Annotated in this window: 21 protein-coding genes; 7 read left to right on the forward strand and 14 right to left on the reverse strand. The window is 68.5% G+C overall.

Annotation, left to right across the window (positions count from 1 at the left end; all coding sequences use genetic code 11):
* Positions 1-59 precede the first annotated feature (59 nt).
* A complete protein-coding gene (gene deoC / locus NGM10_RS11225) occupies positions 60-701 on the forward strand; it encodes a deoxyribose-phosphate aldolase (protein ID WP_253478764.1) in 642 nt (213 codons plus the stop codon).
* A gap of 140 nt (positions 702-841) precedes the next feature.
* Here the strand turns inward: deoC and NGM10_RS11230 are convergent, their stop codons facing one another.
* The gene (locus tag NGM10_RS11230; protein ID WP_253478766.1) at positions 842-1,852 is read right to left on the reverse strand and encodes a sodium:calcium antiporter; all 1,011 of its coding nucleotides are present in this window, start codon (positions 1,850-1,852) and stop codon (positions 842-844) included.
* A gap of 192 nt (positions 1,853-2,044) precedes the next feature.
* Between NGM10_RS11230 and NGM10_RS11235 the strand changes: the two genes are divergently transcribed.
* Positions 2,045-3,295 carry a tRNA (N(6)-L-threonylcarbamoyladenosine(37)-C(2))-methylthiotransferase gene (locus NGM10_RS11235; RefSeq protein WP_253478768.1) on the forward strand — a complete coding sequence of 417 codons (1,251 nt, stop codon included), beginning with the start codon at positions 2,045-2,047 and terminating at the stop codon, positions 3,293-3,295.
* 61 nt (positions 3,296-3,356) lie between these two features.
* On the opposite strand, the gene NGM10_RS11240 is transcribed toward NGM10_RS11235, so the two are convergent.
* Positions 3,357-4,277: a cation diffusion facilitator family transporter gene (locus tag NGM10_RS11240; protein WP_253478770.1), complete on the reverse strand. Its 921-nt coding sequence runs from the start codon at positions 4,275-4,277 to the stop codon at positions 3,357-3,359.
* A 287-nt stretch (positions 4,278-4,564) separates the two neighbouring features.
* Between NGM10_RS11240 and NGM10_RS11245 the strand changes: the two genes are divergently transcribed.
* Positions 4,565-4,996 (forward strand): winged helix-turn-helix transcriptional regulator, encoded by a 432-nt coding sequence (locus tag NGM10_RS11245; RefSeq protein ID WP_253478772.1) that lies wholly within the window; start codon positions 4,565-4,567, stop codon positions 4,994-4,996.
* Here NGM10_RS11245 and NGM10_RS11250 read toward each other — a convergent pair.
* Complete coding sequence (locus NGM10_RS11250; protein WP_253478774.1) at positions 4,993-5,523, reverse strand: HIT family protein; 531 nt, start codon at positions 5,521-5,523, stop codon at positions 4,993-4,995. The two genes, NGM10_RS11245 and NGM10_RS11250, sit on opposite strands and share 4 nt — an antisense overlap.
* An 856-nt stretch (positions 5,524-6,379) precedes the next feature.
* Here NGM10_RS11250 and NGM10_RS11255 point away from each other — a divergent pair.
* Positions 6,380-6,580 (forward strand): DUF7835 family putative zinc beta-ribbon protein, encoded by a 201-nt coding sequence (locus NGM10_RS11255; RefSeq protein ID WP_253478776.1) that lies wholly within the window; start codon positions 6,380-6,382, stop codon positions 6,578-6,580.
* A gap of 205 nt (positions 6,581-6,785) precedes the next feature.
* On the opposite strand, the gene map is transcribed toward NGM10_RS11255, so the two are convergent.
* A complete protein-coding gene (map, locus tag NGM10_RS11260; RefSeq protein ID WP_253478779.1) occupies positions 6,786-7,682 on the reverse strand; it encodes a type II methionyl aminopeptidase in 897 nt (298 codons plus the stop codon).
* Between the two features lie 276 nt (positions 7,683-7,958).
* On the opposite strand from map, the gene NGM10_RS11265 reads away from it, so the two are divergent.
* The gene (locus NGM10_RS11265) at positions 7,959-10,094 is read left to right on the forward strand and encodes a hypothetical protein (protein ID WP_253478781.1); all 2,136 of its coding nucleotides are present in this window, start codon (positions 7,959-7,961) and stop codon (positions 10,092-10,094) included.
* A gap of 69 nt (positions 10,095-10,163) precedes the next feature.
* Here the strand turns inward: NGM10_RS11265 and NGM10_RS11270 are convergent, their stop codons facing one another.
* From NGM10_RS11270 to NGM10_RS11285, 4 genes are all read right to left on the reverse strand, one after another.
* Positions 10,164-11,015: an isoaspartyl peptidase/L-asparaginase gene (locus tag NGM10_RS11270; RefSeq protein ID WP_253478783.1), complete on the reverse strand. Its 852-nt coding sequence runs from the start codon at positions 11,013-11,015 to the stop codon at positions 10,164-10,166.
* Positions 11,016-11,169: 154 nt separating this feature from the next.
* A complete protein-coding gene (locus tag NGM10_RS11275; RefSeq protein WP_253478785.1) occupies positions 11,170-11,487 on the reverse strand; it encodes a DUF7991 family protein in 318 nt (105 codons plus the stop codon).
* A 55-nt stretch (positions 11,488-11,542) separates the two neighbouring features.
* Positions 11,543-12,235, reverse strand: a complete 693-nt coding sequence (locus NGM10_RS11280; RefSeq protein WP_253478788.1) for a GNAT family N-acetyltransferase — start codon at positions 12,233-12,235, stop codon at positions 11,543-11,545.
* Between the two features lie 46 nt (positions 12,236-12,281).
* Positions 12,282-13,421 carry an NAD(P)/FAD-dependent oxidoreductase gene (locus tag NGM10_RS11285; protein ID WP_253478790.1) on the reverse strand — a complete coding sequence of 380 codons (1,140 nt, stop codon included), beginning with the start codon at positions 13,419-13,421 and terminating at the stop codon, positions 12,282-12,284.
* A gap of 122 nt (positions 13,422-13,543) precedes the next feature.
* Here NGM10_RS11285 and NGM10_RS11290 point away from each other — a divergent pair, with 122 nt between their 5' ends.
* The gene (locus tag NGM10_RS11290; RefSeq protein WP_253478792.1) at positions 13,544-14,239 is read left to right on the forward strand and encodes a cupin domain-containing protein; all 696 of its coding nucleotides are present in this window, start codon (positions 13,544-13,546) and stop codon (positions 14,237-14,239) included.
* A 9-nt stretch (positions 14,240-14,248) separates the two neighbouring features.
* Here the strand turns inward: NGM10_RS11290 and hmgA are convergent, their stop codons facing one another.
* Together hmgA and NGM10_RS11300 are read right to left on the reverse strand one after the other, a co-directional pair.
* Positions 14,249-15,481, reverse strand: coding sequence for a hydroxymethylglutaryl-CoA reductase (NADPH) (hmgA, locus tag NGM10_RS11295; RefSeq protein ID WP_253478794.1), 1,233 nt, complete (start codon positions 15,479-15,481; stop codon positions 14,249-14,251).
* A 415-nt stretch (positions 15,482-15,896) separates the two neighbouring features.
* Entirely contained in the window at positions 15,897-16,427 is a 531-nt protein-coding gene (locus tag NGM10_RS11300; protein WP_253478797.1) for a DUF5817 domain-containing protein, read from the reverse strand.
* Positions 16,428-17,184: 757 nt separating this feature from the next.
* Between NGM10_RS11300 and NGM10_RS11305 the strand changes: the two genes are divergently transcribed.
* On the forward strand, positions 17,185-17,523 hold the full coding sequence (locus NGM10_RS11305; protein WP_253478799.1) for a cupin domain-containing protein: 339 nt from the start codon (positions 17,185-17,187) through the stop codon (positions 17,521-17,523).
* Here the strand turns inward: NGM10_RS11305 and NGM10_RS11310 are convergent.
* The 4 genes from NGM10_RS11310 to tmk all read right to left on the reverse strand — a co-directional run bounded on the left by NGM10_RS11310 (position 17,520) and on the right by tmk (position 21,099).
* Positions 17,520-18,428 carry an ATP-binding protein gene (locus NGM10_RS11310; protein ID WP_253478801.1) on the reverse strand — a complete coding sequence of 303 codons (909 nt, stop codon included), beginning with the start codon at positions 18,426-18,428 and terminating at the stop codon, positions 17,520-17,522. The two genes, NGM10_RS11305 and NGM10_RS11310, sit on opposite strands and share 4 nt — an antisense overlap.
* A 138-nt stretch (positions 18,429-18,566) precedes the next feature.
* Complete coding sequence (gene icd / locus NGM10_RS11315) at positions 18,567-19,829, reverse strand: isocitrate dehydrogenase (NADP(+)) (RefSeq protein WP_253478803.1); 1,263 nt, start codon at positions 19,827-19,829, stop codon at positions 18,567-18,569.
* Positions 19,830-19,919: 90 nt separating this feature from the next.
* On the reverse strand, positions 19,920-20,471 hold the full coding sequence (locus tag NGM10_RS11320) for a hypothetical protein (RefSeq protein WP_253478805.1): 552 nt from the start codon (positions 20,469-20,471) through the stop codon (positions 19,920-19,922).
* A gap of 31 nt (positions 20,472-20,502) precedes the next feature.
* The gene (gene tmk, locus NGM10_RS11325; protein ID WP_253478807.1) at positions 20,503-21,099 is read right to left on the reverse strand and encodes a dTMP kinase; all 597 of its coding nucleotides are present in this window, start codon (positions 21,097-21,099) and stop codon (positions 20,503-20,505) included.
* Positions 21,100-21,258: the final 159 nt, after the last annotated feature.

The following is a 21,258-nucleotide window of genomic DNA, read 5'->3' on the forward strand; positions in this document are numbered from 1 at the left end:
GGTGACGACGACCGAACGCGAAGACGACCTTTTTATCGCCCACGCGAGACACTCCGAGTATGAACGAATCCGAACTCGCCGCCAAGATAGACCACACGGTCCTGGGACCGGAGACGACCCTCGGGGACGTAGAGCGGGTCCTCGACGAGGCCGCCGAGTACGGCATGAACGCCTGCATCCCGCCCTGCTACGTCGCCGAGGCTGAAGAATACGCCCCGGACGTGACCCTCGCCACGGTCGTCGGCTTCCCCCACGGCCAGCACGCCACCGCGGCCAAGCGCGAGGAGGCCGCCATCGCCGACGACGACGGCGCCGACGAGATAGACGTGGTGGTCAACGTCGGCCGCCTGAAGGCCGGAGAGCGCGAGGCGGTCCGCGAGGACATCGAGGAGGTCGTCGCCGCGGTCCCGATTCCGGTGAAGGTCATCATCGAGACCGCGCTCCTCACCGACGAGGAGAAGCGCGCGGCGTGCGAGGCCGCGAAGGCGGCCGACGCCGACTTCGTCAAGACATCGACCGGATTTGCCGACGGGGGCGCGAAGGTCCCGGACGTGGAACTCATGAGCGAGTACCTCCCCGTGAAGGCCAGCGGCGGTATCGGCGACTACGAGAAAGCGAAGGCGATGCTCGACGCCGGGGCCGAGCGCATCGGCGCGAGTTCGGGCGTCGAAATCGTCGAGGACTTCCGGCGGAACGGCTAGGTCGCGGCCGGGCCCGCGGTCGACCGTCCGAGGTCTGGCGGTCGAGAGCGGTCTGACGGTCGAGAGCGGCCGGTCGCCGACCGGCCGCTCTCGGGCGCACAACGATCTCGAATCGGACACGAGAAGCGAAGGGTTGGCGCTCAGAGCACGAGTCCCGTCACGCCGACGCTCTCCAGGAGCATCCAGCCGACGAAGACCGCGTAGGTCGCGAGCAGGGCGTAGGCCTCGGTGTCGGTGAGTTCGAGGTCGGTCCGCATGACCCCGAACAGCAGGACGGTCGCGAGCGTGAGCACGCCCATCATCGGCGCGGCGAGTTCGAAGTCGATGGCGGTCGCGCCCGCGAGCAGGACGCCGACCGGGATGGCGACCAGCAGGTCGAAGACGTTGCTCCCGAGTGCGTTGGCGAGGCTGGTCACGTCTCCGCCCTTCCGGGCCGACCGGACGCTCACGAACGCGTCGGGGATGCTGGTGCCAGCCGCGACCACCGTCAGCCCCCAGAAGAAACTCGGCGTGTCGAACGCCTCGCCGAAGCCGATGGCCGCCCGGACCAGTCCCTCGACGCCGACGAGGATGACGAGGAGGCCGACCGCGAGCAGGCCCCACAGCCGGGGGGCGCTCACGCCCGCGGTCTCGCGCTCCTCGCGCAGGTCGCGGGCGTCCTGAATCTGGATGAACACGTACAGGCCGTAGAGCGCGATGGGGAGCAACGCGAGCGGGCGGGTGAGTTCCCCGACGAGGCGGTCGCCGCCGGTCGGGTGGTAGATGACCGCGAACGAGAAGGTAAGCAGGAGGACCGCGACCGAGATCATGTAGAACTGGGCCTCCTTGAACACGAGGTCGCGGTTCGACTGGAGCTGGCCCCGCCCGGCGAGCGCCGACGCGCCGGGGATGACGAGGATGTTGAAGATGGCCGACCCCACGATGGCCGCCACGCCGAGCTCGAAGTCGCCGTGGACCAGCGCGGCCAGGACCACGCTCGAAAGCTCGGGGAAGCTCGACCCGATGGCGACGATGACCGCGCCCTGGACGACCGCCGGAATCCCGTAGTAGCCCGCCAGCCTCTCGGCCGAGCGTTCGAGGACCGCGCTGCCCTTCCAGACGACCGCGGTGGAGGCGGCGGCGAGCACGACGTACCAGACCAGAAGCCACATGCCCCCCACTGCTCGCTGGCGGGTGTTGGTCGTTACGGAACCCGACCGTTCGGCGCGGAGGGCCGCGCGAGGCGCGGCCCTCCGCGCCGTTGGGTGGTGGCGATTCGCGCCGTTGGTGGTACCGATTCGCGCCGTTGGGTGGTACCAATCCGTCGCGCTTTTGGCCGCGTAGCTGTAACGGACCCGTAGCGAATGGCCCGCTATCACATCGAGACCTACGGATGCACGTCCAACCGGGGCGAGAGCCGCCAGATAGAGCGGCGGTTGCGCGACGCGGGACACCACCCGGTAGACGGCCCCGAGGAGGCCGACGTCGCCATCCTCAACACCTGCACCGTGGTCGAGAAGACCGAGCGCAACATGCTCCGGCGGGCCGAGGAGTTGGGCGAGGAGACCGCCGACCTCATCGTGACCGGCTGCATGGCGCTCGCGCAGGGCGAGCAGTTCCGCGAGGCCGGGGTCGACGCCGACGTGCTCCACTGGGACGAGGTGCCGACCGCGGTCACGAACGGCGAGTGCCCGACGACGACCCCCGACGCCGAGCCGGTGCTGGACGGCGTCATCGGCATCCTCCCCATCGCGCGGGGGTGCATGTCCGACTGCTCGTACTGCATCACGAAGCGGGCGACCGGGAAGATAGACTCCCCGCCCGTCGAGGAGAACGTCGAGAAGGCCCGCGCGCTGGTCCACGCTGGCGCGAAGGAGATACGCATCACGGGTCAGGACACTGGCGTCTACGGCTGGGACGACGGCGAGCGCAAGCTCCACGAACTCCTCGAACGCATCTGCGCCATCGAGGGCGACTTCCGGGTCCGGGTCGGGATGGCCAATCCCAAGGGCGTCCACGGCATCCGCGAGGAACTCGCGGAAGTGTTCGCCGAGAACGAGAAGCTCTACAACTTCATCCACGCGCCGGTCCAGTCGGGGAGCGACGACGTGCTGGGCGACATGCGACGCCAGCATCAGGTCGAAGAATACGTCGAGATCGTCGAGACGTTCGACCGATTCCTCGACTACTGGACCCTCTCGACCGACTTCATCGTGGGCTTCCCGACCGAGACCGAGGAGGACCACGCCCAGAGCATGGCCCTGCTCCGGGAGACCCGCCCGGAGAAAATAAACGTCACCCGGTTCTCGAAGCGCCCCGGCACCGACGCCGCCGACCTGAAGGGGCTGGGCGGGACCGCGAAGAAGGAGCGCTCGAAGGAGATGACCGACTGCAAGATGGAGGTCGTCGGCGAGGCCTACGACTCGATGGTCGGAGAGACCCACGAGGTGCTGGTCGTCGAGGAGGGCACCGGCGACTCGGTGAAGTGCTACGACGAGGCCTACCGGCAGGTCGTGGTGCAGAACGCCACCGAGTACGGCCTCGAACCCGGCGACTTCGCCGACGTGGAGATTACCGGTCACAGCACGGTGTACGCCTTCGGCGAACCGGTCTGACCGCTCGTCACTCCTCTGTCCCGCGTCGCTCCTTCGTCCGGCGTCACTTCTCCTCCCCGCGTCACTCCTCGGCGTTGCCGACCAGTCGCTCTATCTCCTCGTCGTCTTTCCACTCGCCGAGTTCCTTCGGGTCGACGTGGACGAACACGTCGTCGACCTGGTCGAGCGCCCGGATGGACTCCATCACCTCGGTCTCGATGTCGTGGGCCTCCATCAGGGTGCGGTCGCCCTCGACCTCGATGTGGAGGCTCACGTCGATCTCCGGGCCGACGTAGTGAGCGATCACGTCGTGTGCGCCCTCGACGTCCGGGTGGACGAGCGCGCGCCGGACGATTTCGACCCGGAGGTCCTCGGGCGGCGCGCTGCCGACGAGGTAATCGACGTTGTCCTCGACGATCTCGTAGCCGGTGTAGAGGATGCCGAGCGCGACCACGCCCGCCGCGGCGGGGTCGAGCGCGGGCACGCCGAGGTTTGCGCCGACCACGCCGACCAGCGCCGCGCTCGCGGTCAGGATGTCGATGCGGTTGTCGAGCGCGGTCGCGCGGAGCGCGGGCGAGTGGGTCTCGTCGGCGACCCGCAGGCAGTACCGATAGAGGCCGTACTTGACCGCGGCGGTGCCAGCGAGCACCGCGACCGCGGTCGGCGCGGTCGTGACCGCGATGTCCCCGGACAGCACCGCGGTGGTCGCCTGCCACAGCACCGCGCCGCCCGCCGCGAACACCCCGAGCGCGACGAACAGCGAGACGAACGGCTCGATGCGCTCGTGGCCGTGGGGATGGCTGAAGTCGGGCGGTCGGGTCGTGAGGTACAGCCCCGCGACCACGACCGCGCTGTAGGCCACGTCGGCGAGGCTGTTGACCGCCTCTGACCCGACCGCGAGGCTCCCGGTCGTCGCCCACACCGCGGCCTTGGCGACGACCAGTCCGGCGTTGACCGCGAGCACGAGCGCGCCGACACGCCGGACGGCGTCCTTCCGGCTCATCGGGCGTTCGTTGCGCCCGCGGAAAGAAGGGTGTATCGCTCTCGGCCCCGATTCTTCGGGTGCGACCCGAGCGTCGGTCAGCAACAGCCCGTTCCGCAACAGCCACAGCAGACGACGAGCGTGCAGTCGGAGTCGGTGCGACGGTCGGTGGGACAGCGGTCGTCAGACATCGCAGTTCTCCCTACGGCCCGAACGCGGATAAACTGGTCAGTGGGCCGCCAGAAACGGGGTTTCCCGGGAGAAACCGCTCGGGGGCGTTTATGTCCGTTCGGGTCCAAGCCCCGGCCATGAACGGTCGCTCCGGCGGCGTCGACGCCGACGCCCCCCGAGACGACGACTGGCGGCGTACGTGGCACGCGATTCGAGACGTTCTGGGTTCGAAGTGGGCGTTCCACGTCGTCCGGGCGCTCGCGCGCGAGGAGCGGGGGTTCAACGACCTCAAGCGCGAACTCGACGGCGTCACCGCCAAGACGCTCTCCGGGCGGCTTCGGGAACTCCGGTGTCTGGGGTTCGTCGAGAAGGAGGTCCACGCGACCTCGCCCCCGACCACGACGTATCGACTGACCGACCACGGCGAGGACCTCGCCGCGATTCTGGCCGACGTGGAGTCGCTGGTCGAGGTGGTCGAGTGCGGAGACGGCGACTGTCCGGTTCCGGCCTCGGTCGGGGCGGCGTGCGAGACCGAGACGCCCCGCGATTCGTCGACCTGCGACTGTTAGAACTCGACCGCGCCGGTCTCGGAGACCGTCGCATCCTCCTGCTCGGCGAAGGCGTCGTGGAGTCGGTCGTAGGTGTCGTCGACCGCCTCCACGATGACCTTCGTGTCCGAGACGACGGGCATGAAGTTGGTGTCGCCCTCCCACCGCGGCACGACGTGGGTGTGGAGGTGGTCGCCGATTGACCCGCCCGCGCCCCGGCCGAGGTTGAGTCCGGCGTTGAATCCGTCGGGGTCGAGCGCCGCCTCCAGCGCGTCGAAGGTGCGTTGCTTGAGCCGCGCGTGGCCGAGCAGGACCTCCTCGGGGAGGTCGCGGTAGTCGCCGGTGTGGACGCGGGGGACGACCATCGCGTGACCGGGGTTGTAGGGGTAGTTGTTGAGCATCACGAACGCGTGGTCGCTCCGGGCGACCACGAGGTTCTCGCGGTCGTCCTCGCGCTCGGGGAACTCACAGAACACGCACTCGACGTCGGGGTTCCCGTCGTCGCGTTCGACCCATTCGATGCGCCACGGTGCGAACACTTGGTCCATGTGGGGCGACTCGGACCCCGCGGCTTTAGCTTTCGGCGGTTCGTCGCCGACAGGACCGGCCGAAGTGCGACGTTACGACCGTCGCACGTCGAGTAATCCCCGATTAGCGACCGTTCAGCCGCGTTCCGCGCCCGCGACGGGGGCGGAACGCTCCGGAACCCGGGCGCTACCGGGGTCGCGGGACGGTTTCGCTGGTGTTCCGGACGACCCGTCTCGGTTCCGGCGGGTCCACTACTGCCCGCCGGTCCGTCCGGTTCGAAACGCGTCTGCTCAGCGTTCGCTTCCCGTCGCCCGTCGGGCCTCTGGGACGTTCGTTTCCAGACCGGTATAACTGGAACTACAGTACTAACCGAGGTGACACTGGTGGGACGGACCGCGGCCCGACGGGGCGGGTCCATCCGAGACGAACCGCCGAACGCGGGCCGCTCGCGTTCGCGAGCGGCCCGCGTCGGTCGCGAACTCGACCCTCCGGTTTCGTCGACGCGGTGGCGTAGACCCCTCGCTTCGCGCTCGACGCACCGAGAACCGGCCGGACCGTCCCGCTCGGACGTGTTATCGAACCGAGCGATGGGCCTCAGGCGGCCCGTCGGCCCGTTTCGGCCGGGTTCCCTCTCGAAACCCCCTGAGAACGTATCATTGAAAATATAATTTATTACTATATAAAATCTTCGGCCGTTGTACGCCGTTTTTGTTTCATTACTTTCTCTAACGACTCTATAAACGGTTTGGATGGCTCTCGTCGTTTATCGGGGCAAAAACGCGTGACGTAACCGGGATAAACGGTTCGAACGCCCCCCAACGGAAGGGGGTTTTTATGCTCATATCAGCACAAGAAGAGACCGAGAGGAAAGTCATCATGGCAACACAAAACCAGGGCTTCCAGGCAATCACGGAATCGTGCGACGAGTGCGAGCGCGAGACGCCACACGAGGTCTCCGTTCAGATCCGGACCGAGAGCCAGAAGCGCGAGAACGCGGAGTTCTCGCGCGAACCCTACCGGGTCACCGAATGCACGGTCTGCGGTGAGACGTCCAGCCAGCGGATGAACAACGCGTAACGCCGCCGGAATCGGGAACAGGGGGACGGTCTCCGCGACGGGGAGGGGGGAGGGACCGCGGCCGCCGCGTCCGGTCTCCCGCTGTGCGCTTCGGAAGGGTCCCGCCCGCGACCGCTCGCTTCGAATCGCCGACTCGAACGACTGTTTGTTCAGGACTCGCGGTCTGCCGACCCGAGGCGCGCCGCGCCTCGGGTCGGCCGCGGTACTACTCCGTCGTCACTTCGCACCCGTCCTCGGTCACGATGACGGTGTGCTCTTTCTGGCTCACGAGGAAGCCGTCGTCCTCCTTGAGGACCGGGTAGCCGTGGACGATGTCGTTCATCTTGAGGCGTCGGAGCGCCATCTCCGCGCGCGAGGAGTCGAGCCACCGGGTGGCGAACGGGAGGGTCCGGAACTCCTCGGTGATCTGTTCGAGGACCTTCCGGGCCTGCCGGTCGCGGACCGACCCCTCGCGTTCGAGCGCGAATATCTCCTCGTCGCTGCCCTCCGAGACCTTGCCGGTGCCGTCGGTGGCGAACGGTTCGATGGCGACCACGTCGCCGACTTCGAGCTCGACGCCCTGCGAGACCGCCCGGTTCGGGATGTTGGGCGCGACGTGTTGCTGGTACTGGTCGAGGCCGTGGCCAGTGAGGTTCACCACTGGGTTGTAGCCGTAGCCGTCGATGACCGACTCGATCTCCGCGCCGATGTCGCCGGTCTCGACGCCGGGTTCGACGAGGTCGAGCGCGGCGTCGAGCGCCTCCGCGCTGGCCTCCTCGAGTTCGGGGTTGCCCGAGAGGTCGACCGTGACGGCGGTGTCGGCGATCCAGCCGTCGACGTGGACGCCGATGTCGAGGTTCACCATCTCCTCGCCGAACTCGGTGTCGTCGTCGATGCTCGGCGTGGCGTGGGCGGCCTCCTCGTCGACGCTGATGTTGACCGGGAACGCGGGTTCGCCGCCGAGTTCGCGGATGCGGTCCTCGGCGTACTCGGCCACGTCGAGGTGGCTCGCGCCGACTTCCACCCGGTCGGCGGCCTCCTCGCGCACCTGCGCGAGAATCTCGCCCGCCTCGCGGTGCTTCTCGTACTTCTCGGCTTCGAGGTCGACCTGGCTGTCGCTCATGCCCGTCCGTTGGCCCGAACGCGGGAAAGAGTTTGCGTCTCGACCCGTCTCGCCGACCGGTCGGCGAGACGGGTCGAGCGCGCCGTTGGCGGTGGTGAAACCGGCCTGACGCGGCCGGACACGTCTCTGGGCGTCCACATGTCACCGATGCGGTTAAGGCCGTCGTACCTGTGACGTAACTCCCCGGTAACGCCGGTAATAGGCCGTCAACGCCCCAAACGGTCCGAAACGGTTGGTCCGGTTTATTGGCGCGTCTGCCGATATGACTGCCCGCCTATGCAACGAGAGACTGGCGCAGTGTTGATGGCCGCACTCCTGATGCTCGCTGGCGTTCCACTGGCGGCGATGGGTGGGTCGTCGACGAGCGAGACGACAGCGGAGAACGGCGTAACACTTCAAGACACGACCGTCGAGCGGCTCGAACTGGCGAACGCCACGGTCGAGAACGCGACCATCGAGGAGATGCAGGTCGACACCGTGGAGCTCGAGAGCCGAAACGAGACGCTGGAGAACGGGACGCTCCAGAACGCCACGCTCGGGGGGATGTCCTTCGAGAACGTGACGATGGAGAGCCTCGACACCGACGACGAGACGCTCTCGGGGCAACTGAGCGGCAACGCCTCCGTCGAAGAGGCCACCGTTCAGGACCTGACCATCGAGCAGATGAACGTCTCCCAGCTCACCGTCGAGTCGCTCGAAGTCGCGGGTGAGGAGGGCGAACAGACGACGACCGCCGAGGAGGACGAAGAGACCACGACCGAGGAAGACGCTGAGGAAGAAGACGAGGAGACCACGACCGAGGAAGACGCTGAGGAAGAAGACGAGGAGACCACGACCGAGGAAGAGGACGACGGCCTCGGTGAGGACGAAGAGGAAGAGACCACGACCGAGGAGGAGAACGGCGACGAGCTCGGTGACGAAGAGGACGAGGAGACCACGACCGAAGAAGACGAGGCCGCGCTTCAGGACGAGGACGAAGAGACGACCACCGAAGAAGAGGACGCTGAGGAAGACGAGGAGACCACTACGGAGGAAGAGGACGCTGAAGAGGACGAGGAGACGACCACCGAAGAAGAGGACGCTGAAGAGGACGAGACCACGACCGAGGAAGAAGACGAAGAGACGACCACCGAAGCGGACGCCGAGGCCGACCAGCAGATGGACTCGGTCGAGGTCGGTAGCGCGACCATCCAGAGCGTCGACGTTCAGGAGATGACCATCTCGAACCTGACGGTCGAGAACCTCGACACCGGTATCGAGGTCGAAGAGATGACGCCCGAAGAGACGACGACCGCCGAAGACGAGGAGACCACGACCGAGGAAGAGGACGCTGAAGAGGACGAAGAGACCACGACTGAGGAAGAGGACGCTGAGGAAGACGAGGAGACGACCACCGAGGAAGAGGACGCTGAGGAGGACGAAGAGACGACGACCACAGAAGAGGACGCTGAGGAAGAAGACGAAGAGACCACGACGACCGAAGAAGAAGCCGCGCTCCAGGACGAGGACGAAGAGACGACCACCGAAGAAGAGGACGCTGAGGAAGACGAAGAGACCACGACTGAGGAAGAGGACGCTGAAGAAGACGAAGAGACCACGACTGAGGAAGAGGACGCTGAAGAAGACGAAGAGACGACCACCGAAGAAGAAGACGCTGAAGAAGACGAGCAGGACGGCACGGTCGTCGAGAGCGTCTCCGTCGAGAACGTGACCATCGACGACGCGACGGTCGGCTCGGCGTCGGCCGAGGAGTCGAGCGTCGACGAGGGCGAGGTCGCGCTCGTCACGATACAGGACCTCTCCGCGCCGTCGGAGGTCCAGCAGGGCGAGAACTACACCGTCGAAGCCACCGTCGCCAATCAGGGCCCCGACCAGTCGGTCCAGCAGGTGTCCTACCGCATCGAGGGCAACGTGATCGACTCCGATCTGGTTCAGGTCCCCGGCGGTAGCTCGACCACGGTGTCGTTCAACATCACCGAGGCCGACATCGGCTCGTTCCCCGACGGCACGTACGAGCACGGCGTGTACACCGTCGGAGCCAACCAGTCGGGCAATCTGACCATCGCGTCGGCCGAGGAGACGACCGAGGAAACCGAGACGACCGCGGAGGAGACCACCGAAGAGGAGACCACCGAAGAGGAGACCACCGAAGAGGAAACCCCTGAGGAAGAGACCACGACCGAGGAAGACGAGGAGGGCGACGAAGCGGGTGAAGACGAGGAAGAGACCACGACCGAAGAGGACGACGAAGCGGGTGAAGACGAGGAAGAGACCACGACCGAAGAGGACGACGAAGCGGGTGAAGACGAGGAAGAGACCACGACCGAAGAGGACGACGAAGCGGGTGAAGACGAGGAAGAGACCACGACCGAAGAGGACGAGGAATCCGCTTCGCTGGCCATCGAGGCCTGACGCGGCTTCCGGACGACCGACATTTCGCGCTATTTTTCACCGACCGCGCCCCGGAGTCGCGTCGCTCGACTACTCGCCGACCGCGGTCTGCATCTCGTCGCTGTTGAACGCGCTTCCCGCCTCACCGTCGGTGTCGAGGACGATGACCCCGGCCGACGACCCCGTGAGCTCGCCGAACTCCGCGATGGCGCGGTCGGCGGCCTCCTGGGCGGAGTGGCCGGTTTCGAGGTGGCGGACCGCCCGCCGGGTGAGCGTCGCCTTCGCGATGTCCTCGCCCGCGCCGGTGGCGCTGGCCGCGCCCGCGGGGCCAGCGTAGAACCCGCTCCCGATCTGGGGCACGTCGCCGACTCGCCCCGCCAGCGCGAGCCACCGGCCGCCCGTGGAGGTCGCGGCCGCGAAGTCGTCGCCGTCGTAGGCGACTGCTCCTACGGTATCCGAACCACCGAACTTCTCGCGGAGCCAGTCGAGGTGGTCGCTGGGCGACCCCTCGGGCGTCGAGTCGAGGTCCTCCCAGCGCTCGCGGGTCTTCTCCGTCCAGAGGTCGACGCCCGTCTCGACCCCCAAATCCGCGGCGAGGTCGACCGCGTGGTCACCCGAGACGAGAACGTGGGGGGTCTCTTCCATCACGACCCTGGCGGCGCGTATCGCGTGCTCGACGCCCTCCATCGAGCAGGCCGCCCCGGCGTCGCGGTCGCTGGTCATCACGCCCGCGTCGGTCCGGACCGCGCCGTCGCTCTGGACCGCGCCGCCGACCCCGGCGTTGAATCTGGGCGAGGATTCGAGGACGCAGACCGCGTCCTCGACCGCGTCGACGACCGACGAGGCCGCCGCGCCGGTCGCGGCGGCCTCGTCGAGGACCGCCTGTCTGGGTTCCGGTTCGTCGGGAGCGCTCCCGGCCCCGCCGTGGACGATGACCTTCATGCGAGTGGGTGGTTCGAGCGAGGCCTTAAATTCCGGCCAATCGGCAGTCCGGGCGGTCGAGCGCGCGCCGTCGGCGCGCGCTCGACCGCGGTGGGTCGGGCGATGGGTCCGGCGGGTCGCCGACCGCGGGCGTCGCGAGGAGTCCCGACCGCGGTCACTGCGCCCGCTCTATCTCGACCTCGTCGGGCGCTGGCATCCAGAAGATGTCGAGCGACAGCGCAAGCATGAACGGGAGGACCCACACGAGGATGAGTGCGGTCCCGCGGTCGGTTCCGGCCCCGCCGAAGCCGACGACCCCCGACAGCACGAGGGTAGTCACCATGTAGATGAGCGGGACGAATATCGCGGTGTATATCGCCGCACCCCACGTCGTCGTGAGTCGCAGGCGGAAGAATCGGATGGCGACCGCCGCGACGACGGTGTTGACGACGATGAGTATCAGGAAGCCGATTGCGGTCGCGGCCGAGGGCATTGCTACCCGAGTCTTGGGGTCGGGCGCTCTTGTGACTACCGGATTCGAGACACCCTCAGAAGGTGACGTCGTCGTACTCGACCCCGGGAATCAGCGTCGAGATGCCGCGTTCGGCCGAATCGAACTGGTCTCTGGTGACGACCCACTCGTGGTGGGCGACCACCGCTCTCTCATCGCGCTTTCGGCTCGGAACCGTGGGTGGCGAACCGTAGTATGCGCCGCCGTATCGAGCGACGAACCGTTCGAGCGCGCGCCGCGACCGTTCGTTCGACGGCAAACACCCCACGGCGATGTAGGGAGCCGTCAACGACTCGAAGGCGACGTGGGTGAGTGCGTCGGTCACCTCCCTGCTGAATCCGCGACCCCAGTGGGACTTGCAGAGCCAGAGACCGAACTCGGCTTCGCCGTCGTCACCGATTTCGAGACAGGTCGTGCCGACGTATTCGCCGTCTACGTCCACGACGTACTCGAAGAACTCCCCGCGCTCCCACTGCTCGACCTTCTCGTCGAGGTACGCCCGCGTCTCGGCCTCGTCGGCGTGGGCGTCCCAGCCGCACAGCTCGAACACCTCGTCGGCGTGGGCCCCGTCCCTGAACAGGTCGTGGACTCGACCGAACTCGACGGTGTCCGGATGGGCGCGGTGCAGAACGAGCCTATCGGTCGACAGCCGGGTCGGGGGTCCCGGGTCGTCGCTTCGGAGGCCGTCGGCATCGAGAGTGTCCACTTCCGCGTTCGGATGCGGTTCCATGCGTGGCGTTCTCACCGAGGGCACAAGAAACGTCGGGCGACTGACCTCACCGCTCGAACCGCCCGACGCCGAACGCCGAGAGGTCGGTCTCGGGGTCGCGACCCCGGACCAGCTGTGCGACCAGCTTTCCGCTGTAGGGGCCCAGTTGCAACCCGGTCGCCCCGTGGCCGGTGGCGACGTACGCGCCCTCGACCGACGGGACCGCGCCCAACACCGGCAGTCGGTCGGCCGAGACCGGCCGGAGGCCGACCCGGACCTCCTCGACCCGCGCGTCGTCGAGTCCCGGCGCGACTCGCAGACACTCGCCGAGAACCTCCCGGACGCCGCCCGCGGTGAGACGCGGCGCGAACCCCGACCCGGTCTCGCGGGTCGCGCCCGCGACGACCCGGTCGTCGCCCCACGGGACCACGTAGTGACCCCGGAACGGGCTGACGATGGGCCAGTCGCTGGTGTCGCGGTCGCCCGCGTCGAGGTGGGCGATCTGGCCGCGCTGGGGGTCGACCGGCACCGCGACGCCGAGCTGGTCGCCGAACTCGGGCGACCACGCCCCGCCCGCGACCACCACGCGCTCGGCGTCGATTCCCCCTCCGTCGGTCTCGACGCCGGTGACGCTCCCGTCGCGGACTCGGACTCGCTCGGCGTCGGCTCGCCGAACGTCGAGGCCGTGGGCTTCGCCCGCCCGCCGCATCGCTCGCGTCAGGAGTCGCCCGTCGACGCGCCCGGCGTTCTCGTAGTAGGCCGCGCGCCGAACGTCGTCGGCGAGGGGCGGGAACCGCTCGCGGGCCTCGGCGGGCGAGACCTCCTCGAAGGAGCCCGGTTCCGGACGACCGAGGTCGGACTCGCGGCGCTCGATTCGTGCCATCGCCTCCTCGAAGGCCGCGACCTCGGCGTCGGCCGCGGCGACGCTGAGCAACCCGGGTTCGGCGTAGCCGGGGTCGCCGTCCTGCTCGGCTCCGAGGCGCTCGACGAGGTCGGGGTAGTAGTCCACCCCCTCGACCGCGAACTCGAACCACGCGTCGTCGCCGGTCCGACTGCTGGTCGCGGGCGAGAGGATGCCAGCGCCCGCGTCGGTGGCGCGGCCCTCGTCCTCGCGGTCCACGAGGACGACGTCCGCCCCTTCTTTCGCGAGGTGGTAGGCGACCGAGGAGCCGACGATTCCGCCGCCGATGACCACGGCTTCGTGCATGCCCCGGAGTAGCGCGCGATGGGGCAAAACGGTGGGGTTCGCGGCAGTCGTCTCGGGCGGCCGCGACCGCGGCCGCCCGCGACGACCTGAAGCTATTTGCGGGCGACGGTTCACCTGCCGACATGGAGCGCGTCACCATCGGAAACGCGGACTCCGGCGGTTCCGGAGGCGGAATCGACCGCCGAGACCTCTCGGCGTCCCTCGGGACGACCGGGCTCGCGCTCGTCCGCTATCGGCTCGCGCCCGGCGGGGGGTTCCCGAGCGGCCTCCACGCCCACGCCGACCAGGAGGAGGTGTTCGTCGTCATCGAGGGCGAAGCCACCTTCGAGACGCTCGCCGCGCCGCGGGGCGGCGCGGCGAGCGACTCCGGCGACGAGAACTTCGCTCCGGAGACCGAGCGCGACGAGAACTTCGCTCGGGACTCGGGAACCGAAGGCGACGACGACTTCGCGCCCGTCGGGCGCGAAGTCGTCGTCGGCGAGGGCGAGGCGATCCGGTTCGCGCCCGGCGAGTTCCAGTCGGGCAGGAACGCCGCCGACCGCGACCTCGTGGCGCTCGCGGTCGGCGCACCGCGAGACACCGAGGACGTGCGGCTTCCCGTCGCGTGTCCGGAGTGCGACCGCGCCGACGTGCGTCTGGAGACCGGCGACGAGGGGGTTCGGTTCGTCTGCCCGGACTGCGGGGCCGAGCGCGTTCCCGCGCCGTGTCCGGACTGCGAGTGCGAGGAGATGCGTCTCGCGCTCGACGACACCGGGCGGGTCGTCGCGACCTGCGAGGACTGCGAGACCGAGTTCGACGACCCGCCGGTCCGGGACTGAGGCGGCGACCTACCGCCCGAGGTCCTCGTGGGCCGACGAGAGGTGTCGGGACGCCAGCGCCGCCAGAAGCGAGAGCTCACCGGCGAGAGCGCCCACCGCGATTATCTCGGCGAGCGCGTCGGCGTTGCTCCCGGCGGGGTCGCCGCCGCCGCGCAGTCCCAGCACGTCGAGGGCCTCCGACTGGGTCGAGAGCTTGGTGCCGCCGCCGACCGTGCCGACTTCGAGGCTCGCGAGGCTCACGCTGGCGTAGAGACAGTCTTCGCGCGCTTCTATCGTGGTGATGGCGTTCGACCCCTCCACGACCTGCGCGGCGTCCTGTCCGGTCGCGAGGAACGCGGCGGCGACCACGTTCGCCGCGTGGGCGTTGAAGCCGAGGCTCCCGGCCTTCGCGCTCCCCACGAGGTTCTTGCGGGTGTTGGCCTCCTCGATGGCCTCGGGCGTGGTGTGGAGGCGCTCCTCGACCGTCTCGCGGGGTACTTCCACGTCGGCGGTCACGCTCCGACCCCGCCCCTCGACGGCGTTGATGGCGGCGGGTTTCTTGTCGGTGCAGAGGTTGCCCGACAGCGCCACGAGCGACGCGGGGGTCTCGTCCTCGACCAGTTCGGCCGCCTCACGCGTGGCGATGGTCGCCATGTTCATCCCCATCGCGTCCTTGGTGTCGTAGACGAACCGCAGGAACACCGAGTCGCCGACGACGTAGGGCGAGACTTCGAGGAGTTCGCCGTGGCTCGTCGTCGACTCGGCGGCCTCCCGGAGGTCGTCGGCGTGGTCGCCGACCCACGAGACGACTTCCTCGGCCTCGGCGACGCCGGACACGCGGAAGACGGGCGCGCGGGTCATCCCCGACTTGGTGACGCGGGCGTCGGCACCGCCAGTGCCGGTGATGACCGACAGGCCGCGGTTCACGCTGGCGACCAGCGCGCCCTCGGTCGTCGCGAGCGGGAGGTAGTACTCGCCGTCGGCCGCGCCGCCCGCGACCTCGACTGGTCCGGCCACGCCCATCGGAATCTGGGCCGCCCCGACCATGTTCTCGATGCTCGCGTCGGCGGCGCGCTCGGCGTCGAGCGCGTAGTCGCCGACGGCGTCGAGGTCGGCGTCGGTCTCGGCTTCGAGCAGGCGGCGGCGCGCTTCCGCGGCGGTCGCCGCGGAAGCGCGGTCGTCGAGTTCGTGGAGTCGCAGTTCGCCCTCGCGGACCTGCTCGGCGAGCGCGTCCGGGTCGCCGGAGACGGAATCGTCGGTCATGTCCGGGCGATGGCGGGCGCGGCCCCTAACAGTTCTCATTCCCGGCGGGGCGACCGCTCGGACTCGGCCCGGTCGACGACCCCGATTCCGCCGAGAGGACCACTTTTACTTTCACCGCGCGGATGGCCGAGGTTTATCCCCCTCGGGTTCCTCTCTCCCATTGGTTCCCGAGTGGCCGCGTCCTCGTCCGGTGGACGTTCCTGCTCGCGGGCCGGACGCGGCGACCGAGTCGCCGCGCCCGGCCCGCTCCCGAGGTGTGGTGGTCCGCCCTCGTTCGATTCGGTCTCCATTCCCGTCGGCGAACGGGCCAGCGCGACCCCGCGGTCGGTGGATGAACCGCGGGGTCGCTCCGCGGCGCTCGGGAACCGGCCCTGTCATCCTTCGATACGCGATGCTCGTCGAGGCGTTCTGCACTTCAGAGTAGCCTGTAGCGTCCCCGGCTCTCGCTGACCTCCCCCCGCCGAGCCAGCTTTTCGAGCGACTTCCGGACGTAGTCGGCCGGGACCCCGCGCTCGTCGGCGAACGCGACCACCTCGTCTTCCGTCGGCCGGTCGAGTTCGCGCAGGGCCTCCCTGACCGTCTCCTTGCGCGAGGTCCCCCGCGTGCTGGCCGACCGGCTCTCGGCGCGCTCGGCCGCCTCCGCGACCGCCTCGCTGTCGATGCCCGACGCTTCGAGGTACTCCTCGTCGCTCGGCCCGGCCTCGTCCACCCGGGCCTCCATCTCGGTGAACGAGTCGAGTTCCGCGAAGGCCTCGCCCTCGCCCTGCCGATTGGCGAGCATCGACGACCTGACCTCGCGGGCGTGGTCCTCGTCGTCGGTCTCGACGAACTTCTTCAATTTCTCGAACTTCCGGCGCTTCCCGCACCGCGGGCACTGTGTCGTCTCGGGGCGTCCCTCGACTATCTTGAGCGCCCCGCAGTCGCTACACCCCACGACGGCGTACATGCGACTCCCTCGGGCCTCTTCGTACGTGAACGTTCGGACTCACTCGTGATTTCGGAGCGGTATCGTGGTCGACGACAGCCTCATCGCTTTTCGGTCCCAGAAAGCCCCCGGACGCTCGCGGTCGCTCCGGCGGATATTCGCGGCTCTCCGCAACGCCCGCCGCGAATAGGGCCGCCGGAGACGACTAAAACAAGCGCGAGCGCCCGGCCCCTTTCATTCCTGCCCGCGGTGGTCTGGTTCGCCTGCTGGTTACCGATGGAACGTTCCACGGGGCGCGCGCTGGCGTGACGCCGCGGTTTGGCGTCACGCCCTCATGCGCGAGGTCGTCGGGAGCGAAGCGACCGACGGCTCGGGAGAGCTTGCCTCTCCCGGTGGATGAGTATCGCAGGCGACGAGTGAAACGAGTCGCCGAGAAACGCAGTCGGTTGGGGAGGAATGTGGCTCGCGGTCGCGGTGCTGTCGGTCGGACTGAAAGGGCCTGCGCGCTCGCGGCCGGAGGCCGTGGTCGCCTGCGCGGGCCACTATTTCGAGGCGCGAGCGGAGCGAGCGCCGACGAAATATCCCGCGGAGCGACCGCGAGCGCGCAGGGGCTTTCGAGGACTCATGCGTGGTGTTGGTATCGATTCGTAGCGAGCGCGCAGGGGCTTTCTACGTCGTCAACGCGGTACAATCTCCGACCGTCTTGCTACGTTCATCCCCTAGCGGTCAGTTTGCCCGGAGTCGAAGCTTTAGGTACACAGACGTACTACCACATCGAATGGAAGTCGTTCCCACAGAAGGCGTCGAGTCGACCGAAGCCGTCGAGGGCGTCCACCTCTCGTTGCTCGCTGGCGGCGAGGAGATGAACGTCCAGCACTTCTCCATCGAACCCGGCGCGGAGGTGCCCGAGCACAGCCACCACCACGAGCAGACCGGCTACATCACGGGCGGTACCCTCACGTTCCTCGTCGACGGCGAGGAGTTCGAGGTCGGCGAGGGCGACTCGTACGTCCTCGAAGGCGACGAACCCCACGCCGCCGAGAACCGCGGCGACGTGCCGGTGACGGGTATCGACGTGTTCAGCCCGCCCCGCGACGACCCCGACTGGAAGGACTAGAGTTCTTCGAGCAAGCGCCCGAACACCTCGGCTTCGAGCGTCCGGAGGTCCGGCGGGTCGGCGCGGTCGAACTCCTCGTCGGCGCGCAGGTCCTCGGGGTCGGCGTCGGTCTCGCCCTCGGACAGTCGCTCGAACAGCGCGGTCGCGGCCGCAGAGAGCTTCTCGCGGTGGTCGGCCACGAAGTCGAGTGTCTCCTCGCGGTCGGTGTCCTCGCCCGAGAGCTCCGCGCGGGCGACTCGGCCGACCCCCGCCGCGAGCACGACCCGGAACACCCCCACTTCCGGCCGAACGACCTCGCGGCGCTCCCATGTGGCGTCGAGTAGCGTCTCGCCGACCGCCTCGTCGCCGGTGACGAGCTTCTCCAGCGCGAAGCCGTAGAGCCGCGCGGCGCTGTCCTCGGAGTAGATCTGGTCGGCGTAATCGAGGACGAGTTCGTCGCGGCGCTCCTCGTCGATCTCGCCCGGTTCGGCCTTGCCCAGCACCACCAGCGCGTTGGCCCACCACTCCGAGAGGGCGTCGTCCTCGCCCTCTCGGTTGGCGATGTCGATGCGCTGTTCTATCGCGGCCAGCGCCTCGGACGCGTTCTCGCGGCGGGAGTGGAGTTCGGCCACGCGCTCGAACTGCTCGCGGGCGGTCGCGAGGTCGCCGGTCTTGCGCGCGAGCTCCCCGAGTTCCGTCCCGAGTTCGGTAACGGTCTCCCGGTCGCCGAGCCGACCCCGGAGCGTGACCGCGCGCTCGTAGTGGTCGGCCGCCGTCGAGAGGTCGCCCCGTGCGCGCGCTCGCTCGGCGCGCTTCTCGCGGTACATCGCTTCGAGTCGGTACTTCCGCAGGAGGACCCTGTCGAGTTGCGCGCCGAGCCACCTGTCGAGTCGGCGCGCCGTCCCCGTGATGTCGCTCGTTCCCATGTGAGAACCACGCACGCGATGTTTTATAAACTTCTCTATCGAGGAATTTAACCCCGGGGCTGGCGAATCGATGTTCCGGTCGAAAGAAGCGAAACGCGGAGAACCGCGGAAATCCGCGGAAATCTGCGGAGCGACGGCTCAGGAGAGCTTCTCGATGTTCTCGCAGATGGCGTCGGCGTACTCGCTGGTGGCGACCTTCTCGGCGTCCTCGCGCTGGCGGGCGAGGTCGTAGGTGACCGTGCCCGAGGAGATGGTCTCCTCGACGGCGTCGCGGATGAGTCGCTCGGTGTCGTCCCAGCCGAGGTACTCGAACAGCAGGCGACCCGAGAGGATGAGCGCGGTCGGGTTCGCCTTGTCCTGTCCGGCTCGCTTGGGCGCCGAGCCGTGGACGGGTTCGGCCAGACAGCGGTTGTCACCGAAGTTCGCGCCGGGCGCGATGCCCAGACCGCCGATCTGGGCGCCCGCGGCGTCGCTGAGGTAGTCGCCGTTGAGGTTCGGCATGGCGAGCACGTCGAACTCGTCGGTCCGGAGCTGCATCCACTGGAGCATCGCGTCGGCGAGGCGCTCCTCGACCATGACCGCGTCCTCGGGGATGTCGACCTCGTCCTGCTCCTCCCAGAGCGAGTCGGGCGCGGCGAAGACTTCGTCGTCGGGGTACTCCTCGTCGGCGACCTCCATGCCCCACTCGCCGAACTGGCCTTCGGTGAACTTCATGATGTTGCCCTTGTGGACCAGCGTGACCTTGTCGCGGTCGTTCTCGATGGCGTAGTCGATGGCCTCGCGGACGAGGCGCTTGCTCCCCTTCTCGGAGATGGGCTTGAGACCGAGACCGATGGGACCCTCGTGCATCACGCCGTCGAAGTCCATCTCGTCCTCGACGAACTCCCGGACCTTCTCGGCCTCGTCGGTGCCCTCCTCCCACTCGATGCCCGCGTACACGTCCTCGGTGTTCTCGCGGAACGTGACCATGTCCATCTCCTCGGGGGCCTTCATCGGCGAGGGGACGCCGTCGAGGTAGTAGGTGGGTCGGACGTTCGCGTAGAGGTCGAGGGTCTGTCGCAGCGCGACGTTGAGCGAGCGGAAGCCAGCGCCGACCGGGGTCGTGAGCGGCCCCTTGATGGCGACGCGGTGTTCGCGGATGGCCTCGACCGTCTCGTCGGGGAGGTTCTCGTCGTACTTCTCTCGGGCGGTCTCACCGGCGTAGACGCGCATCCACTGCGGGTCGCGGCCGGTCTCCTCGGCGGCCTTGGTGAGCACCTTCTGGGCGGCCGGACCCACGTCCTGACCGATTCCGTCCCCGTGGATGATGGGGATGATGGGGTTGTCGGGTACCTTCAGTTCGCCGTCTTCGACCGTCACCTTCTCCCCGTCTTCGGGGACTTCCACCTTGTCGTAGCTCATGAACGTGTGAAACTGCGACCGAGGGGAATAAAAGGCCTGCCGTTTGGTCGCGTGTGGTCCATAAACGCCCTTAGATTCCTAGTAGTCGGGTCACCGGCCGACGACCGCCCGCGCCACCAAGAGCGCGCTCGCGGTCGGCGCGAGCGCGAGCCAGCCGACCCCCGACAGGACCGCCACCAGTTCCCACGCGTACAGCAGGCCGGGAAGTCCGACGAACAGCACCGAGACGACCGTCCCGGCGACCGCCCGCGCCCACGGGAGGGTCTCGGGTCCGAACAGGGCGACCGTCGCGGCGTCGAGCGCGTCCACCGTGACCGCGGCCAGCAGGACGTTCGCGGTTCGAACGCGCGTCGGACGTTGCTTCTCCGGGGGGTCGGGCACCGGGAAGACGAGCCGAATCCGCTCGGGGAGGCGAACCTCGGGGAGCGAGACGGGCGGGAGCGAGAGGCCGAAGCCCTCGTCGCGCTTGTCGTCTCGCGCGGGCGACCGGGGGACCGACGCGTCGGTCCCCCGGTCGCCGGACGAGTCTCCGCGGTCGCCGGACGAGGCTTCGCGGTCGCCGGACGAGGCTTCGCGGTCGCCGGACGAGGCTCCGCGGTCGCGCTCGCTTCGCTCGCGCGACCGCCCGGTGTCGTCGTCCATGAGTCGGTCTACGCCTCCGGGATTCAAAGAGCTACTCGTCGTTCCACTCGTCCACCAGTCGCTCGACCACGTCCACCACCGCGTCGAGCACCTCCTCGGGCGACCGGGTCGCGTCGACCCGGACGAACCGCTCGGGCTCGGCGTCCATCAGGCGCTCGTAGTTGCGCTGGACCTGACTCAGGAACGCCGCCTGCTCGAACTTGTTGGTCGCGCCGCTCCGTGCCGCGCCGGTCTCGGGGTCCACGTCGAGGTAGATTGTGGCGTCGGGCGGTCGGGTCCACGGCTGGTGGACCCCGCGGATGTACTCCAGCGGGCGCTTGACCTGCCCCTCGATGCTGACCGCCTGATAGGCGTACCGCGAGTCCGAGTAGCGGTCGGAGACGACGACCTCCCCCTCCCGCAGGGCTGGCCGGACCGTCTCGGCGAGGTGGGCGGCGTGGTCGGCGGTGTAGAGGAACAGCTCGGCCACGGGGTCGGCGTCGTCGTCGGCGACCGACCGGTCGACCGCCTCGCCGTACCACGTCTCGGTCGGTTCGCGGGTGTAGACGAACGCCGGGAACTCCTCGCGGAGCACCTCCCAGACCGTGGTCTTGCCGCTCCCGTCGAGTCCCTCCAGCGTGATGAGCATGTCCGGACCTGCGCCCGGGCCGGTATAAAGTCCTGCGAGTCGGGTCGAGACTCGTTCTGCGAGTCGGGTCGAGACGCTCGGGCGTCTCGACCCGACTCGCGCGGCCAGCGACCCGGTCGCCGACCGGGTCGCTGGCCCGTACATTTACGTTCCATGGAT

The organism is Halorussus salilacus (assembly GCF_024138125.1).
GTDB classification, from domain to species: Archaea; Halobacteriota; Halobacteria; order Halobacteriales; family Haladaptataceae; genus Halorussus; species Halorussus salilacus.

Coding starts and splice junctions, on each gene's coding strand:
- deoC (WP_253478764.1), top strand. CDS start 60: ATGAACGAATCCGAACTCGCCGCCAAGATAGACCACACGGTCCTGGGA.
- NGM10_RS11230 (WP_253478766.1), bottom strand. CDS start 1,852: ATGTGGCTTCTGGTCTGGTACGTCGTGCTCGCCGCCGCCTCCACCGCG.
- NGM10_RS11235 (WP_253478768.1), top strand. CDS start 2,045: ATGGCCCGCTATCACATCGAGACCTACGGATGCACGTCCAACCGGGGC.
- NGM10_RS11240 (WP_253478770.1), bottom strand. CDS start 4,277: ATGAGCCGGAAGGACGCCGTCCGGCGTGTCGGCGCGCTCGTGCTCGCG.
- NGM10_RS11245 (WP_253478772.1), top strand. CDS start 4,565: ATGAACGGTCGCTCCGGCGGCGTCGACGCCGACGCCCCCCGAGACGAC.
- NGM10_RS11250 (WP_253478774.1), bottom strand. CDS start 5,523: ATGGACCAAGTGTTCGCACCGTGGCGCATCGAATGGGTCGAACGCGAC.
- NGM10_RS11255 (WP_253478776.1), top strand. CDS start 6,380: ATGGCAACACAAAACCAGGGCTTCCAGGCAATCACGGAATCGTGCGAC.
- map (WP_253478779.1), bottom strand. CDS start 7,682: ATGAGCGACAGCCAGGTCGACCTCGAAGCCGAGAAGTACGAGAAGCAC.
- NGM10_RS11265 (WP_253478781.1), top strand. CDS start 7,959: ATGCAACGAGAGACTGGCGCAGTGTTGATGGCCGCACTCCTGATGCTC.
- NGM10_RS11270 (WP_253478783.1), bottom strand. CDS start 11,015: ATGAAGGTCATCGTCCACGGCGGGGCCGGGAGCGCTCCCGACGAACCG.
- NGM10_RS11275 (WP_253478785.1), bottom strand. CDS start 11,487: ATGCCCTCGGCCGCGACCGCAATCGGCTTCCTGATACTCATCGTCGTC.
- NGM10_RS11280 (WP_253478788.1), bottom strand. CDS start 12,235: ATGGAACCGCATCCGAACGCGGAAGTGGACACTCTCGATGCCGACGGC.
- NGM10_RS11285 (WP_253478790.1), bottom strand. CDS start 13,421: ATGCACGAAGCCGTGGTCATCGGCGGCGGAATCGTCGGCTCCTCGGTC.
- NGM10_RS11290 (WP_253478792.1), top strand. CDS start 13,544: ATGGAGCGCGTCACCATCGGAAACGCGGACTCCGGCGGTTCCGGAGGC.
- hmgA (WP_253478794.1), bottom strand. CDS start 15,481: ATGACCGACGATTCCGTCTCCGGCGACCCGGACGCGCTCGCCGAGCAG.
- NGM10_RS11300 (WP_253478797.1), bottom strand. CDS start 16,427: ATGTACGCCGTCGTGGGGTGTAGCGACTGCGGGGCGCTCAAGATAGTC.
- NGM10_RS11305 (WP_253478799.1), top strand. CDS start 17,185: ATGGAAGTCGTTCCCACAGAAGGCGTCGAGTCGACCGAAGCCGTCGAG.
- NGM10_RS11310 (WP_253478801.1), bottom strand. CDS start 18,428: ATGGGAACGAGCGACATCACGGGGACGGCGCGCCGACTCGACAGGTGG.
- icd (WP_253478803.1), bottom strand. CDS start 19,829: ATGAGCTACGACAAGGTGGAAGTCCCCGAAGACGGGGAGAAGGTGACG.
- NGM10_RS11320 (WP_253478805.1), bottom strand. CDS start 20,471: ATGGACGACGACACCGGGCGGTCGCGCGAGCGAAGCGAGCGCGACCGC.
- tmk (WP_253478807.1), bottom strand. CDS start 21,099: ATGCTCATCACGCTGGAGGGACTCGACGGGAGCGGCAAGACCACGGTC.